The following is a 15,664-nucleotide window of genomic DNA, read 5'->3' as shown; positions in this document are numbered from 1 at the left end:
CCTTGCGGAAGTAGCTTCCCCTCGGCTGAACTTCGCGCTCTTGCTATCGCGAACTGCGGCTGGTGCTACTATGCTCCCTCATCGCCTAAGCCGAGGAATTGCTCATGAACCAGAGTATCCACGGAGAAGGGACCGCTCCTGAGCCCGAAGATCGGGTGACCGAACTTATCGAGCAACAGACGGCGATCTCGGAATTGCTGCGCGCCATTGCCAACTCGCCTCACGACATGCAGCCCATCTTCGATGCCATCCTCGACAGCGCCACACGTCTCTGTCGAGCAGACATATGCAGCTTACGTCTCTCCGAAGAAAGCGGCCTTCGTCGCGTGGCGATACGAGGGGACCCCCTTTTGGTCAGCCAGGCGTTATCATTTCCAGCGCTCGCAGAAAACGGGAGCCATCTGAGTCAAATAGCCACAAGCAGATTACCCACCCACATCCCCGACTTCGCAGTAGTTGACGGCGATCTTCGGGATGATTTCTGGAAAGCTGTGGTGAATGCAGGTTTTCGAACGAGCCTGTTCGTGCCGTTGCTCAAAGACGACGAGATAGTCGGGATAGTTACTCTGGGCCGCAAACAGGTGCAGCCGTTCACCGACAGGCAGATCTGCTTATTCAGGGACTTCGCTGCGCAAGCCGCCATTGCCTTGGAAAGCACCCGTCGCGAGCGGCAGTATCGGGAGGCGCAGATGGCTCTGGCGCATGCCAACCGCGTCGCTACCATGGGCCAGTTCACCGCCTCGATTGTTCATGAAATCAAGCAGCCCATCGCAACGGCACGCAACAACGCCGTTGCTGCACTGCGGTTTTTAGACAGAAGCCCACCCGATGTGGCGGAGGTGAGGGAGGCGCTCACCTGCATTTTGGACGACAACGATCGAACCAACGACATCGTTGACAGGATCGAGTCCCTCATCAAAAAGGCACCACCTCGGAAGGAGACCGTCGACCTCAATGCGGCGATCCTGGACGTGATCGCCCTAATTCACGGTGAATTGGTCAATGCCGGCGTCACGGTGGCCACGCAACTGGCGGGCGGGTTGCCATACATCCAAGGCGATCGGGTGCAGCTGCAACAAGTGATGTTGAACTTGATCGTCAATGCTATCCAGTCGATGAATGCCGTTGAGGACGGCAAGCGGGAATTACACATCAGCACCGTGAGTATGGGGCCGGAGGGCGTGGGCGTCGCCGTGCGGGATACCGGCCAAGGACTGCGCCCAGAGAGCCTACCGCGTCTCTTTGAACCCTTCTACACGACCAAGCCCGACGGCATGGGCATGGGCCTCTCGATATGCCTCTCGATTGTCGAAGCTCATGGTGGGCGGCTGTGGGCCACCAGCTGCGAGCCGCGGGGGGCTCTCTTTCAGTTTACGATTCTCGCTGACTAAGCCGGCATCGATCGGCCGGACGTGGTCAACCCCTTCTTCTCGCCGGCGGCGTGCGGTGCCGAAATGACAGCGCGCAAAGCCGGTTACCGCGTGCTGTCGCGCAACACCGAAGGTGACCTGAGGCTGGAGCGCGATTTCATCGAGGATCTGATCGCACACCGGGTCGAAGGGCTTCGGCGCCAGCCAACGACGAGTCCCGGCATGGTGTGTTTCCATTTCCACGCCATGATTTCCCACCTGTCCTGATGGACCGGGCCTTGCTCAATCTCGATTGCGCTCTGGTCGTCTCCGACGGTGCGGCGGGCACGCGCAAGCTGGTCGAGCATCTGATCGCCAAGGCCATGGTGACATCGGGCATGTCATAGACGCTGACGACACGTCGACCGGCCGCGAGCGTCTGCGTGGCTATCATGAAGCTCTGGCCGCCGCCGGCATCGCCTATCGTGAGGAATTGGTCTTCCGCACGACCGTCGACCAGATCGGCGGTCACAGCGCGGCACAACAGGTCGTCGCACTCGCCATGCCCGCGCACTGGACTCTTTGAGCATGATCGGCTCCGATCTAGCAGCACTGTACAAGCATAATTCCCCTGGGGCATGTAACGTTGAGGAATGGACGCCGACCCTGACGACCATACTATATTGTGCTCTATTCGCATGAGCTTGGAGCAGCATGATGGCGTCAGGGCCATTGCTGAGCTGTTTAGCCAAACTCAGGACAAGGTCGGCGTATTGCACTGAATTCAACCGCAGCGATGGCTGAGAGGTCGGCCTTCGCCCGAATTCGGAGGTCCCGATGTCCAACGAAGCTCCCTTACAGATCAAAACACGTTTTGCGTTGACGCGTATCAAAGCGATGGGCGCAGCAGTCTCGCTGGTCGCCATCGCTGCCATACCGGCGGCGGCGGCGGCAACGCCAGCGGCCACGGAGAGCGGGTCGCCTTCTTGCGCCCCGCGGCCGGAACTCCTGAAACAACTTTCCAGCCGATTCAAGGAAGCGCCCGTTGCTCTCGGCCTGGCCAAGAACGGCTCGGTCATTGAAGTGCTGACCAGCGAAGACGGCGAGACCTGGACGATCATGGTCAGCCAGCCGAATGGCCCAAGCTGCCTCGTCGCGGTCGGCGAAGGCTGGGAAGAACTGAAACGGGTCGGCGCCAAGGGCGAGCGCGGCGCCTGATCGCCTGCATCGCGTGGGTCGCAAAAGAAGGAACGTCAAGATGGTTGATATCTATTCCCGCGAAAGCGCACCGCGGCAGAAGCCGTGGCCCGGTCCGATTGCTCAGAGGCTATGGCCAGAGCAGGCAGCTGACCTGGGATCGCACCCCATTGCCCGCAGGCTGTCGGAAACTCACTCCGACCACGGCGCTCCAAAGGCGTTCCTATCGCGGTTCATCGTTCTTCAGGCGATCGGCGTCGCTGGAATCGCCGGGCTTTGGGCCGTCGGTATTGCCGGCAGACCCTTCGCCGGCAACAACGCGTTTCTGTGCTGGTTGATCGCAGCCATCGGCGCCCTGGGCATTTTGTGCGTTTTCCTTCGGCGCTGGCGCGATGTCGATTGGCTGGCGACCCATGTGGTGCGGATCGGGCTGCTCGGAACCGTGGTTGGGCTCATCGTCGCCTTCTCGGCGGCGCGTACCGGCGGCTCGGCCGACCCGAATGCGATCCGGCCGATGATCGCGTCGGTCATCGACGGCATGTATGTCGCGCTCTATGCGACGCTGCTCGGCATAGCCACGAACCTGTGGCTGAAGATCAATCTTCGCCTGCTGGGCAACTTCGATGGATGAGGAAACCCTAACCGTCTGGCTCGACACCGCTCTCCTGATGCTCGGCGGCTTCGTCCTCATGACGGTGCTCATGATGACGGTGATGAACCCGCCTGCCAAGGCCAGCGAGGCCGATGGCGTCACGGCGCCCGGAAACGTCACCGTCGAGACGCAATGGCCCGACAAGCTCGACGCCGATGTCGATCTGTGGGTCCAGGCGCCCGGCGATGTGCCGGTCGGCTACTCCAACAAGAGCGGCAAGGTATTCGATCTGCTGCGCGACGACCTCGGCATGGCGCAGGACATGACCGACTCCAACCATGAAGTCGCCTATTCCCGGGGCGCTCCCGCGGGCGAATACGTCGTCAATGTTCACATGTATCGCGGCGTCAACGTCACATATCCCGTCCCGGTGAAGATCAGCGTCAATGTGAAGGCCGATTCCACCAAGTCGTCAGCGCCGCTGGCCACAACGAGGGTCCAATTGCGCAAGCCCAACCAGGAGCTTACCGCCTTGAGATTCCGGCTCGATTCGACTGGCCAACTGGTGCCGGGCAGCATCAACAGCATCTTCAAACCCCTACGCGTGGCGGCCTCCCAATGATGATCGCTCCCGTCATATTCGCCCTGCTGCTGGGCGCGTTCATCTTCGTCATCTTGCCGCATGCAGGCATTGCCCGCCGCACCCTCTCGGTAGGCATTTTCCTGGCGCTGATCACCGTCGTCTATGTCGGCGCCAGCGAGCTTCTTGGCCGTCCCAAGCCGCTGACGCTCGAGTGGCGCGACACGGCAAAGGCGCAGGTGGTGGGCGCCGTCCCGGTTGAGAACCAAGCCATCTACGTGTGGCTCACCACGCCCGGCTCGACTGAGCCGCGCTTCTATGTACTGCCATGGAGCCAGCAAGCCGCGCAACAACTGCAAGATGCGATGGGCAAGGCGGAAGCCGACGGCACCGGGGTAGAAATGAAGATGAAGGGCACTGACGCCGGTCTCGATACACGCGAGCCGATGTTCTACGCATCGCCTCAGCCGGCCCTGCCGACAAAGGACTATCAGAGCGGCGTCAGCCCCCTCGTCTATACGCAGCCCGGCCGCACGGCCGATGGGACACTCTAACTGAGCATGCCCACGCCAACACATCCGTCTCACTCGCCGGCCGCCATCGCCATCGGGATAACCCTCGTAACGGCCATGGCGATCCAGAACACGCTGCATCGCGCCCATCTTTCCAAGCTGCCGCCGACGACGCTGATGACCAGCACGACGACGCAGATCATGATCGATCTCGCCGAGCTCATGTCCGGCACGGCAGCCGAGCACGGGCGCGAGGTCAAGGAGCGGTTGAAGCGCATGGCAACCAGCCTGCTGAGCTTTGCAATTGGATGTGCGGCCGCAGCAGTCGCCTTCGTGGCTTCCCCGACCTGGTGCTTCGTCGTGCCTCCGGTTCTGGTCGCCCTCAGTTTCCTGAACCCTTCCGGCGAACCCTCCCAGGCGTGAGTCCGACAGTGTCAATGAAACACGCCATGCAAAACAAAGGACTGGGCGGTTTTCGCATCAATCCCCGAATGGCGGATGTCCGCTCCTACACACCAGGAACTGTCTCATGAACACGACCATCAAATCACGCAGAGCTTACGACCTGAAGACCGCGGAGCGACCTCGGCAACTTCCAGGTCGGGCCTATTCAACGCAGTTGGTGATACGATGACGACAACCATCGCGGGCTTGCATCACGTTACGGCGATCGCGATCGATCCGCAGGCCAACATCGACTTTTGTACCAGAGTGTTGGGACTGCGCCTCATCAAGGAGACGGTCAATTTCGACGATCCGAGCAGCTATCACTTTTACTACGGCGATGACGCGGGACGCCCCGGAACGATCCTCACCTTCTTTCCAGTCGCTACGAGTGCCCGTGGGCACAGGGGAACCGGCATGGTCGAAACCACGACTTTCGCCGTTCCGGAAAATTCGCTTGAACGATGGATGACGCGGCTGGCCGAGCATGCGATCGAGTTCGACGGGCCGTTCGAGCGCTTCTCCCACCAGGTCATCGCCTTTCGTGATCCGGATGGGCTCGCTCTGGAGCTGGCCGCGCTCGGAGCGCCCAGTGAAGCCGACGCGCCCGATGCCATTCGGGGGCTCGACGCCGTGACTCTGTGCGTCGAGGCGCCGGAGCGCACGGTGCGGCTGCTGACTGAAACCTTCGGTTATCGGCATGCCGGCGAAAGCTCCGGCCGCGTCCGTTTCCGCGCGGCTGGCGAGGCCGACACCGCGATCGGAACCGCGGTAGATATCCTATGCCAGCCCGATGTTCAGCGCCACAAGCGGGGCGGCGGCACGGTCCACCACGTCGCGTTCCGCGCGCGGAACGACGAGGAGCAGAAAATCTGGCGGGAACAAATCCTCGCGCTTGGCTTCAATGTGACTCCGGTTCTCGATCGCCGTTATTTCCGGTCGATTTATTTCCGCGAGCCTGGCGGGGTCCTGTTTGAAATTGCAACTGATCTACCTGGTTTTGCAGTTGACGAGACGGCCGATCGTCTCGGTACGTCGTTGAAGCTGCCGCCCTCGCTCGAGCCTTCGCGCGTTGACATCGAACGCCGGCTACCGCACATCCGCCTGCCCGGTGCTGAGGGATGAGTGCGTCGCGAATTCGGGCACTGTGTGTTCCATATCCAGACCATCGCGGAGAAGTTGATCATTGATGCGGCAGACCTACCCGCCGGCAGCCGTCGCCCGCTGAGAAAAGCCGAGCTTGGCGAGGCCGACCCGGATCTCCGGACAGCTCATGAATAGCCGCCACAGGAGCCCGCTCCGGTAATTCTCGATCATGACGACGATCGGCCCTTGGTCGATGGCGAGATAGGAGTCCGCGTACCAATCCATCGCCGGGCTGAATGCGTCCCTGAAGCCGTACTCGCCCCAGAGCCGGTCGCCCCGCGAAGCGAAGTGGCGTAGCGCCCGCTTGCATTCCGCCGGGACGTAGGGAAAGGAGCCGAGTGCACCTGTGGGAGCAATCACGCCATGGTCCCGGTCAGGAGCGTGCGCAACGTAGCCGTGGATACTGTCGCTCGCGGTCAGACCCCAACACTCGGCACTATAGCCGTCGAATTTCTCGGGATTGCGGATGCAGTGCGCCTGGTTGATGCGGGTATAGGCGACGGTCTGCCGCCAATAGTCGGCGTAGCAGTCGCGAAGCCGCCTGGGGTCCAGCCCGAGGAATGAATAATGCGCGAAGAACAGGGGGCCGCCATGATCGGGTCCAAGGGGGAGTGGTATGCCATCGAAGCTCCGCCCGTTGGCGAAGGCCTCGCCGGTCGCCCAGCCCTGGTGATAGACGCTCGGGTTGATCGAATGGCGTGGGGCGGAAGCAGCGAGGACGAATGCGATCAGGCATTCGTTCCAGCCGTGGATCGCGTGGTCCATCGCCCATCCGTGCACCGGGCTCCAATGCCAAAAAAGCGAGTCGGAGCCACGGGTGAACCAGTCCCATTCGACGTCCCGCCAAAGCGTATCGATTAGGCTGCGTAAGACGCGCTCCTTGGCTTCCGGGCCTCCGAAATACTGCCGCGCCGAAAGCAGCCCTACCATCAGATATGCCGTCTCGACGATGTCGCCGCCGTCGTCGCATTGACTGAACGGAATGGTTCGGCCGCTGTCGCCATCCATCCAGTGAGGAAAGGCGCCGTGGTGGCGCTCGGCCTCGCCGAGAAAGCACACTATTGTCATCAGGCGATCGAGAGCAGCTCGCCGCCCGATCCACCCGCGCTCGACGCCAGCAAGGATCGCCATGATGCCGAAGCCGGAACCGCCGGTCGCGACGACATGCAGTGTCGCGTTGCTCCGCTCTCGCGCGAGGCCGCTCGTCGGATGGCCAAAATCCCAGAAATATCGGAGCGTCTGTCGCTGGACGGTGTCGAGGATCTCTTCCAAAGACGCGTCAGAGCGAGGGGCGCCGTGGCTGATGGAAATTCTGAGCGGTGCTTCGACCGCGACCGCGACGACGCGGGCGCCGCCAAGACCGTGCGACGTCCCTCCATGGCCGGGAGGCAGCCAGTCGCTCTCTACTTTGAGCGCGTGCGACGCCGTGTTCTCGAGATCGATTGGAGACGAGAAATCTGTAGCCTCGCTGTATGGCCTGTCCATGTCGAACCCTCGACAAACATTTCGCACCAGTCGGGTCGAATTTTCATGTGCCGCTCTCCAAAAGAGACGAAACACGGAGTCGACCGTGGTGAGGTGCAGTTTGACGATTTGGAATGCCGCGATCTATTGCACGCGGGTGGCGCGGAATAGCGTCATGGTTCACTGCGCTGAACTTTGGATTACACGCGAAGGACGGCAGATCGAATGCCAATAAAATCACCACTGCCAGCGCGCCGTAGGCTTAGGAGTGTTGCGGCTCCTCGAGCACCAGCTGCAGCTTTTCCGCCATTCGGCTGAGCGCGAGAAGTGAATTGGCCTTCATCTTTCGCATCAGGCGGCTGCGGTGGACCTTCACCGTGGCTTCGGCGATGCCGATGTCGCCGGCAATCTGTTTGTTTAGGCGACCGCGCGCGACCTCAATCATGATCTCGCGCTCCCTGGGGCTCAGCGACGCGAACCGCTCCCTAAGAGCGACCAAACCCTCTTCATCCTCGCGCCTGGCACGATCGCGAGAGAGGCCGAGCTGAATGGCGTCGAGGAGCTCCTGGTCGCGGAACGGCTTGGTCAGGAACTCAATGGCACCACCCTTCATCGCCTGCACCGACATGGGAATATCCCCATGGCCGGTGATGAAGATGATTGGGATTTCCCTGTTCGCGATGGTGAGCTGACGTTGAAGATCAAGGCCGCTTCGGCCCGGCAATCTGACGTCGAGCACCAGGCAAGTGGGACCATCCGGCGGCTCTGCTTCGAGAAACTCGGGGATGGACGCAAACAGCCGGGCATCGAGTTCGAGCGATCGCAACAGGCGCCCGATCGAGGCTCGCAGGGCTGGATCATCGTCGATGACCAGGATGATAGCGTTCGCGTCCGACATTGCTGCTGCTCACGATCAAAGACGGGCAAATGGGCCTTTGTCTCGGTCTGCAAGGTTCGCGTAACTCCTCCTCCGCAAACTTAGTCCTGACCGATGGACGTGAACAGTCACATTTTTCCTTAAGGGTGCGCGCGGCCGTAAACGAGCGTTTATGCGCTCTACTATCCGCTTGGTGAGCATCCTCCCATACAGCTGCGGAATTCGCGTCCTGGCATAAGCCAAAGTTTACAATCGCCGGTATTGCTCCACCATCACTCTTGGGCGCACGCTAACTTGTCGCATGGGGGTGCGGGGCATTGTCGCGGCGCCGCATTGCAGTCCTGCGCACTTCCGGAGCGCATATGCCGGTGGCGTCGTTGGTCTCAGTCGTCGATGACGATCAGTTCTTTCGCGAATCCATGAGGAGGCTCATGAGATCGCTTGGCTACGACGTCGCAGCCTTCCCCTCGGCAGCTGATTTCCTCGCATCGCCTTGTCTCGCCGAAACCGCCTGCCTGATCGCTGACATCAATATGCCGGCGATGACGGGGTTCAAACTTTATGAGCACCTCAAGGAGGCCGGTTGCGCGATTCCGACGATCCTCGTTACCGCTTATCCCGACGACCTCGACCACGCCCGCGCATTGAACGATGGGGTCGTTTGTTACCTTCGTAAGCCGTTTGATGAGCGGCATTTGATACGGTGTCTTTGCGCGGCTCTCCAGTCTGGGCGGCCGAGCGACGAGAATTCGTGAGTTCCTTGCCTTCGCCGGGCAAGGAGAACTGAAATACGGCGCCTCTGGGCTCGTTCGCGTCAGCCCACAGCCGGCCCCTATGGGCATCGATGATCGATCGGGAGATCGATAAGCCCATCCCTACTCCGCTCGCCTTGGTGGTGTAGAAAGCCTGGAAGACGCGCTCGCCGTGTTCCGGATCAATGCCCGGCCCAGTATCGCGCACGGACACGAGAACGCCACCGGTCCCGGTTTGCTCAGTGCTGATCGACAACTCCCGCCGCCCCTCCTCGACCGTGCTCATGGCTTCGATCGCGTTCAGGATCAGGTTCAGAACGACCTGTTGCAGTTGGACACGATCCCCCTCGACGGGAGCTAGCCCCTCCATAAGGCGAGTCTGGACCGAGACTCGATTCTTGGCGAATGCGCTTCGCGTCAAGACAATCACGTCGTTGATCGCCTCGTTCAGATCGAAACGGGACTTTCGCGGAGGCGCCTTCTTGATCTGGTCACGGATGCGGTCGACGATATCCCCGGCTCGATCCGCATCGTCGACGATACAGGCGAGCGCTTCTCCGATTTCGCCCAGATCCGGCGATTTTCGGTCCAGAAAATGCATCGCGGCACGGGCGTTGTTGCGCGCCGCAGCAATCGGTTGTGTGATTTCGTGAGACAGTGAGGCGGCCAGCTCGCCCATCACGCTCACGCGGTTCATGTGGGCGAAATCCGATTGCATCTGATCCAATCGCGCCAGGGCTCGTATGCGATCCTCGATGTCTGTTAGTAGAACGTACCAGCGCATGATGCGCCCGGTGTCATCGCGAACAGCCCCGCCGCGGGTCTCAAACCAGCGATATTCGCCGTCGAAGCGGCGCAAGCGTTGTTCGAAATGGTATGGAATCTTGGAAGCCATCGCTCTTTTGAAATTTTCAAGCATCTGGGGAAGGTCTTCAGGATGCACCATATCCGTTGCTTGCCAGTCCCTTTGCTCGACCAGCGACCGGCCAAAATACTCGAGGCATTGGCGATTGACGGTTTCGACTTCACCGTTCGGGGTCATGATCGCAACGAGACCCACTATCCCGTCGAGTGCTGAACGTGCACTTCGTTCGCTTTCACGCAGCGCCTGCTCGGCGCGGACGAGTGCTGTCACGTCGGTGCCGGTGCCACGATAGCCACGGAATTCTCCGTCGGCGTCAAACATAGGCTTGCCGCTAGTGGCAATGTAGCGCGCCGAACCATCGTCGGCTGCAACGCGGAAGACAAAACCGCGAAACGGCTGGTGGGTCTCGAGGGTGGCGATGTGCCGGCGCCACTTCTCGGGCTCCTCATCGAGGTCGGTAGCGAAGTCCCATCGCGTCAGGCCGATCCGGCGTGCGGGGCTGGTACCGAAGATCGCCAGTTGCTCCGACAGATGGATGAAACGATGGTCCGGTCCGGTCTCCCAAAGCCAATCGGAGGCAATCTCGGCGTAGTCGCGAAAGCGCTGCTCGCTCTCGCGAAGCGCCTCTTCGGCCCGCTTGGCTGCGGTGACGTCCGTCACCGCGCCAAGAAACTCGATGTTGCCCGGTGAGTCCTTCACCGCGTGAGCCACGGCGTGGACTTGTTTCACCGCGCCGTCCGGCATCAGCAATCGATACTCATGAGAAAAATCCTTCACGTCTCTGGCCGCACTGTCGATGGTCTGTTGCACGGCAGCACGATCGTCCGGATGGGTACGTTGAACGACCATCTCGGTGGTGACGGAAGGAGCCTTGTCGTATCCAAAGATCCTGAAAGTCTCGTCCGACCAGATGACCTCGCCGGTGGCGATGCTCCAGCCGAAGCTGCCGGTGCGGCTCAATCTCTGAGCTTCGGCCAGATAGGCCTCGCTGCGTCGCAGTTCCTCCTCCGCTCGCTTGCGTTCAGAATAGAGGCGGGCATTTTCCAGCGAAATCGCGGCTTGCGAGGCCAGCAACTCAAGCACCGCCACCCGGCTCGAGGTGAAGGCGTACGGCGTCAGGTTGTTCTCAAGATAGAGTGCGCCGACGAGCTTCGTCTGTTTGACGACGGGCAGGCACAGGACGGACCTGGGGTGCTTTTGCCGGACATACTGATCGTCCGAATACAAGTTCCTGACCGAAGCGTCATCAAGCACCACCCTTTCCCGCGTCCGGAGCACGTAGTGAAGTGCGGATAAGGGGAGAGCCACTGGCCCTACGGCCATCTCTCGAACAGAGACCTCAATTCTGCCGTTGCTGGTGATGGCCTCCGCCACAATCTGCGGCTCGTCGCCCCTCAGAAGGATGAGCAGGCCACGCTCGGCACCCGCATGCTCGAGCGTGATCGTCATCAGGGTTTCAATGAGCTTGTCTAGTTCGATCTCACCAGACACCGCCTGAGAAGCCTTGACCGCCGTCTCGACGTCCAGTTGCGCGACGGGCGCGCCAATAGTCGCGGCGCGCGAGGCCGGGGTCCCTTCCTCCTGCAGGTGCGGATAGTGGTCTTCGAGTTGCTTGACCTTGCCGAGTGCGCCCCATCGGAGATAGCAGTGCCGGGCGTCCCGCAGACAGACGTGCGCGAACCTCTCGAAGCCTCGCGCGGCATAGAACCGCGCGGCCAGCTCCTGGGCCAGCCCCTCGTTCTGCACGAAACCGTTCTCCCGAGCCGACTGAATCGCCTGCTCGTACAAGCGCATCGCATCGGCGTCCCGCCCTTCCAGGCGGGTGATCTCGGCTGACACGAGCATTTGCTTATCGGCGAATGTCGGTGGATAGTTTTCAGCCCATTCGCGCAGCTGCTCCTGGTGCGCTGTCAAGACTTCGCGCCATTCTTGCTGCTGGTTGGCCGAGCCATTCTCGTAGCATGCCGCCACCGTCAGCGCGGAGTAGTAAAAGTAGTCGAGCCGCTGGATATGGATGGCTGAGGCCCAAAGCAGGGCCTTAGCCTTGTCGGCTGACGCGAGCGCCTCAGCGTAGTCGCCTGAGAGGAAGCGCGCCTTCAGCTTAAGGATCCAATAAAAGCAGACGGTTGTGGGCGTTAAGGTCCCCACTAGCTGCGCTTCGAACGCCGTCTCGTCGAACTGCTCGTCGCTGAAGGTGGAGAAGCTCGCAGTCCGTCCCTGCATGGTTGCGATGAAGCGTTGCTGACTCACAATGACGGCGGCGACGTCTTGGAACCGGGCTTTCCGGACGAAATGCAGGCTCTTCTCCGTTTCGCGCCACACCGCGTCGAGCGGATCGTTCCGCAGGAGAAAATCTGTGATACTTTCGACCATGCTGAAGCAGGCGTAGGTCAGATCCCCCGCCTCAATCGCAGTGCGAAAAGTAGCACTCATGAAATCGATCGCGGTCCCGATTGGCTGGGTCCAGAGCGCGGCGATTCCCGCGGTCTCGTAGACTTTCGCCCGCGCGGCGATAAAGCCGCGCTTGTCAACGAGGGCGCAGGCGAGGCTGGCGAAACGGTGCGCATCCGGATAACGGTGAAACAACGGGCCGAGGATCTGTCCTAGAAGGGCATAGCCGAGCGGGGATGCGTCGCTAATTCCGTGCTGCATCCCCAACTTCGCCATTCGACAAGCAATCAGGCAATATAAGTGGAGGTCGGTAAAGTAGGCGGCCGGGGTTAGGGCCGAGAGCACCCGCATGGCAGCCTGCAGTTCCGGATTGGTCATCGGCGGCAGATCGATCAGGCTCTCGATCGGCCGCCCGTCCAGGGTCTGCCAAACCGACTCGTACTCGGCCTGCACCTGCTCCCAGGCCGGGTGTGCAGGCAGGTCAATGTCCAGCAATCGCAGCCCGCTGAGCGCGCTGTCCACGGCATGCGCTGTTTCGGACCTCGCGGTACAGAGCGAAACGTTGAGAACGTAGACAGCCGCCCGGTCGACCTTCGACACCGATCGTCGCATCAACTCCGCGATCAATTGCTCGGCTGTTTCGAAGCCGCCACTCAGAACGTCGCACTCCGCGCGTTCGAGCCACAGGCTGAACGTCAACTCGTACCGGCTGCCCCAGTCGCTTTCGTCCAACAGCGCCATGCCGGCCGCCAGATACACGCGCGCCGACGCATAGGCCGCCGACGCCTTGGCTTTTCGCCCGGCGCGCAGATCGATCGCCGCCACTTGCGCTTTTTCGTTCTGGTCGATCAGCCGTGCGGCGCCTCGACCAAACTGGTTCGCCACATCGAACAGATTCTCGACGAGTTGGTCCGCCGTCATGCTCGCAAGCAACGCGCGACCGATTCGTAAGTGGACGTCGGCACGGCGCTCTTGCGGGATCAGCGAATAGGCCGCCTGCTGGATCCGATCGTGCAGGAACGAGTAGGCGCTCTCCTGCCGCAGGACGAGGCCCACGTAGACGGCCTCCCACAGCGCCGCGTGCACCGCCTCTTCTGTCTTCTCGCAAACAAGAGCCAAGGTGCCGACATCGGAGGCGTTACCAATGCAGGCGAACTGTTTCATCGCTTCCTGGGTGGGGAGGGAGAGCCGCTTCATCTTTTCGACAAGGAGATCCGCCACGTTGTCGGTGTAACTCCTGGCCTGCATGCGGTTTATATTCCATTGCCAGGCTGGCCCAACTGGGTCAAACACGAGCAGCCCGTCCTCGTTCAGCGCCGTCAGGAACTGGATCGCAAAGAATGGATTGCCGCTGGTCTTCTCATGCACCAGTTGCGCCAGGGGTCGCGCGCGTTGCGGCTCGCAATGCACCGCGTCGGTGACCAGTCGGCCAATATCGTCGAGCTCCAGAGGCGTCAGCACGATCTCCTCGATCCTTGCTCCCGCCTCGCGTATCCGGTCGAGCGTCCGTATGAGCGGATGCGCGGGGCCGACCTCGTTGTCCCGGTAAGCCCCGACCAGCAGCAGATGCCGTACCTCCGTGTGGGTGACCAGATGCTCGAGAAGGTCGAGTGTCGCGGCATCCAGCCATTGCAAATCATCTAGGAACAACGCCAGTGGGTGCTCTGCTCGCGCGAACACGCTGAGGAAGCGCCGGAAGACCAACTGGAAGCGGTTGTGTGCATCCTGTGGAGGCAAGTCCGCGACCGGCGGTTGTTTCCCGATCACGAGCTCCAATTCGGGAACGAGGTTGACGATCAACTGGCCGTTGGGGCCGAGCGCCTCGCTGAGCGAGTCCCGCCAACGGCCAAGTTCGGTTTCACTCTCACCCAGAACGGGCCGCACGAGGCTCCGAAAGGCTTGGGCCAGCGTGGCATACGGAATGTCGCGCTTGTACTGGTCGAACTTGCCCGACGCGAACCCCCCGCGTGGCGGGACGAGCGCCTTCTGGAGTTCATTCACCAGCGACGACTTGCCGATGCCGGCATACCCTGAGACGAGCACCAGTTCGGTTGTGCCATTCGCCACGACCCGGTCGAAGGCGCCAAGCAGCGTCCCGATCTCATGCTCTCGGCCGTAGAGCGTCTCCGGCGTCACCAGACGGTCCGACACGTCGCTAACGCCGAGGGGGAACGGCTCTATGCGACGATGCGACTGCCATTGTGCCAGGCACGTGCGCAGATCGACCGAGAGACCGGCGGCGGTCTGGTAGCGGTCCTCGGCGGTCTTGGCGAGGAGCTTCATCACGATTGCCGAGAGCGGTTCCGGGATGGCCGCGATCCAATCGCGGGGGGGCTTCGGCTGCCTGGCAATGTGACAGTGCACCCATTCCATTGGATCCGAGGCGGTAAAGGGAAGTGCACCTGTGAGCATCTCGTAGAGGGTGACCCCAAGGGCATAGAGATCGCTGCGCGCATCGATCGAGCGGTTCATCCGGCCCGTCTGTTCGGGGGCCATGTAGGCGAGCGTTCCGGCGATCACCTCCGGCGGCGCGGGCGCCTGGCGCTCGCGTGGCAGACGCGAGGCGATGCCAAAGCCCGTGAGCCAGACGCCGCCGCTTGCAGAGTCCACCAGGATGTTGGCCGGCTTGATGTCCTTGTGGATCAGCCCGCGCACGTGCACCTGGCCGACTGCGGCCGCGAGCGGGATGGCGATGCGCAGAAACTGTGTCACATCCATCGGCTGGCCGAGCGTCTGATCGAGCGGCTCGCCGCCGGGATCCTCCAGCACCAACGCGGTGCGGCCCTCGTGGCGGGACAAGTCGACCGGCCGGACTGCCCAGTCGGGATTCAGTTCAGCCTTGAGCTCATGTTCATGTTCGAGCCGCTTGACAGACTCTCGCGCGGAGTATTCCCCGATGGGCGCGACCAGCAAGATCGGGTCCAAGCCGTCGCCTGAGCCGCGGTAGAGTGCGAACTCGCCCCTCCGCAACGCCGAGAATACATACCCCGAAAGCTCCGTCAACAGGGCCTCCTGTCAGCCCCTTTGGTACTCAGCATCACCCTTTGGTACAGTGACTAGTTTTGCTCCTGCTCGTCAATCCATCCAACCGAGGCCGAAAACATGCAACCGCCGGACGATCGAGGTCACGGAGGGCCTTTTGATGCGAGCATACGGCGAACTGAAACGTCGCGCCAGACGCGGCATTGCGCGAGGCCAGCGACGTCCGCCGTGGAGGGCCGCTTACCTACCGCGCCAGCTCTGAGACTCGGCCTCTGGTGGGCCGAGGTGCTGTTGACAGTAGTCTTTCGTCCACATCCAGAGATGCGACCCTTCATTTATCCCACTCCCTGAAATTTCTTGACCCCATTTCTACAGCATCTCGCCACCGAGGGAAGTGAAGCACCAACGTCAGCTTTCCTATGATGCTTGCCTTCAAGCAGTCAGTCCGCTTCTGATGCGGTGGACGGCTCTCCTCCCTCCCTGCGGTATGTTCGGGGGATCAGAGATGGAGGA

General features: G+C 61.5%; 11 protein-coding genes and 1 pseudogene. 9 read left to right on the top strand and 3 right to left on the bottom strand.

Going from position 1 to position 15,664, the window contains the following annotated elements:
- Positions 1–104: 104 nt before the first annotated feature.
- The 8 genes from B5V02_RS28350 (at position 105) to B5V02_RS28315 (ending at position 5,799) form a co-directional block, all read left to right on the top strand.
- The gene (locus B5V02_RS28350) at positions 105–1,391 is read left to right on the top strand and encodes a sensor histidine kinase (RefSeq protein ID WP_111547345.1); all 1,287 of its coding nucleotides are present in this window, start codon (positions 105–107) and stop codon (positions 1,389–1,391) included.
- A 21-nt stretch (positions 1,392–1,412) separates the two neighbouring features.
- Positions 1,413–1,637: a LacI family transcriptional regulator gene (locus B5V02_RS28345; RefSeq protein ID WP_111547344.1), complete on the top strand. Its 225-nt coding sequence runs from the start codon at positions 1,413–1,415 to the stop codon at positions 1,635–1,637.
- 549 nt (positions 1,638–2,186) lie between these two features.
- On the top strand, positions 2,187–2,567 hold the full coding sequence (locus B5V02_RS28340) for a hypothetical protein (protein ID WP_208647152.1): 381 nt from the start codon (positions 2,187–2,189) through the stop codon (positions 2,565–2,567).
- A gap of 40 nt (positions 2,568–2,607) precedes the next feature.
- Positions 2,608–3,177, top strand: a complete 570-nt coding sequence (locus B5V02_RS28335) for a MotA/TolQ/ExbB proton channel family protein (RefSeq protein ID WP_111547342.1) — start codon at positions 2,608–2,610, stop codon at positions 3,175–3,177.
- Positions 3,170–3,760, top strand: coding sequence for a hypothetical protein (locus B5V02_RS28330; protein WP_111547341.1), 591 nt, complete (start codon positions 3,170–3,172; stop codon positions 3,758–3,760). The genes B5V02_RS28335 and B5V02_RS28330 overlap by 8 nt, the downstream gene beginning before the upstream one ends.
- The gene (locus B5V02_RS28325) at positions 3,757–4,272 is read left to right on the top strand and encodes a hypothetical protein (RefSeq protein WP_111547340.1); all 516 of its coding nucleotides are present in this window, start codon (positions 3,757–3,759) and stop codon (positions 4,270–4,272) included. The genes B5V02_RS28330 and B5V02_RS28325 overlap by 4 nt, the downstream gene beginning before the upstream one ends.
- A gap of 6 nt (positions 4,273–4,278) precedes the next feature.
- Positions 4,279–4,653 (top strand): DUF1275 family protein, encoded by a 375-nt coding sequence (locus B5V02_RS28320; RefSeq protein WP_111547339.1) that lies wholly within the window; start codon positions 4,279–4,281, stop codon positions 4,651–4,653.
- Positions 4,654–4,872: 219 nt separating this feature from the next.
- Positions 4,873–5,799, top strand: coding sequence for a ring-cleaving dioxygenase (locus tag B5V02_RS28315; RefSeq protein ID WP_208647160.1), 927 nt, complete (start codon positions 4,873–4,875; stop codon positions 5,797–5,799).
- A 75-nt stretch (positions 5,800–5,874) separates the two neighbouring features.
- Here the strand turns inward: B5V02_RS28315 and B5V02_RS28310 are convergent, their stop codons facing one another.
- Positions 5,875–7,305, bottom strand: coding sequence for a glucoamylase family protein (locus tag B5V02_RS28310; RefSeq protein WP_111547337.1), 1,431 nt, complete (start codon positions 7,303–7,305; stop codon positions 5,875–5,877).
- A 241-nt stretch (positions 7,306–7,546) separates the two neighbouring features.
- Positions 7,547–8,182, bottom strand: a complete 636-nt coding sequence (locus tag B5V02_RS28305; protein ID WP_111547336.1) for a response regulator transcription factor — start codon at positions 8,180–8,182, stop codon at positions 7,547–7,549.
- Positions 8,183–8,523: 341 nt separating this feature from the next.
- On the opposite strand from B5V02_RS28305, the pseudogene B5V02_RS41955 reads away from it, so the two are divergent.
- Positions 8,524–8,805 (top strand): annotated as a pseudogene (locus B5V02_RS41955) (response regulator transcription factor); the annotation flags it as partial.
- Here the strand turns inward: B5V02_RS41955 and B5V02_RS28295 are convergent.
- Positions 8,768–15,139, bottom strand: coding sequence for an ATP-binding sensor histidine kinase (locus B5V02_RS28295; protein ID WP_425374426.1), 6,372 nt, complete (start codon positions 15,137–15,139; stop codon positions 8,768–8,770). The pseudogene B5V02_RS41955 and the gene B5V02_RS28295 overlap by 38 nt on opposite strands.
- Positions 15,140–15,664 lie beyond the last annotated feature (525 nt).

The sequence above is a fragment of the Mesorhizobium kowhaii genome, assembly GCF_003253745.1.
Taxonomy (GTDB): Bacteria; Pseudomonadota; Alphaproteobacteria; order Rhizobiales; family Rhizobiaceae; genus Mesorhizobium; species Mesorhizobium kowhaii.
The sequence above is the reverse complement of the archived record's forward strand: the minus strand, read 5'-3'. Positions and strand labels throughout refer to the sequence as shown.

Coding starts and splice junctions, on each gene's coding strand:
- B5V02_RS28350 (WP_111547345.1), top strand. CDS start 105: ATGAACCAGAGTATCCACGGAGAAGGGACCGCTCCTGAGCCCGAAGAT.
- B5V02_RS28340 (WP_208647152.1), top strand. CDS start 2,187: ATGTCCAACGAAGCTCCCTTACAGATCAAAACACGTTTTGCGTTGACG.
- B5V02_RS28335 (WP_111547342.1), top strand. CDS start 2,608: ATGGTTGATATCTATTCCCGCGAAAGCGCACCGCGGCAGAAGCCGTGG.
- B5V02_RS28330 (WP_111547341.1), top strand. CDS start 3,170: ATGGATGAGGAAACCCTAACCGTCTGGCTCGACACCGCTCTCCTGATG.
- B5V02_RS28325 (WP_111547340.1), top strand. CDS start 3,757: ATGATGATCGCTCCCGTCATATTCGCCCTGCTGCTGGGCGCGTTCATC.
- B5V02_RS28320 (WP_111547339.1), top strand. CDS start 4,279: ATGCCCACGCCAACACATCCGTCTCACTCGCCGGCCGCCATCGCCATC.
- B5V02_RS28310 (WP_111547337.1), bottom strand. CDS start 7,305: ATGGACAGGCCATACAGCGAGGCTACAGATTTCTCGTCTCCAATCGAT.
- B5V02_RS28305 (WP_111547336.1), bottom strand. CDS start 8,182: ATGTCGGACGCGAACGCTATCATCCTGGTCATCGACGATGATCCAGCC.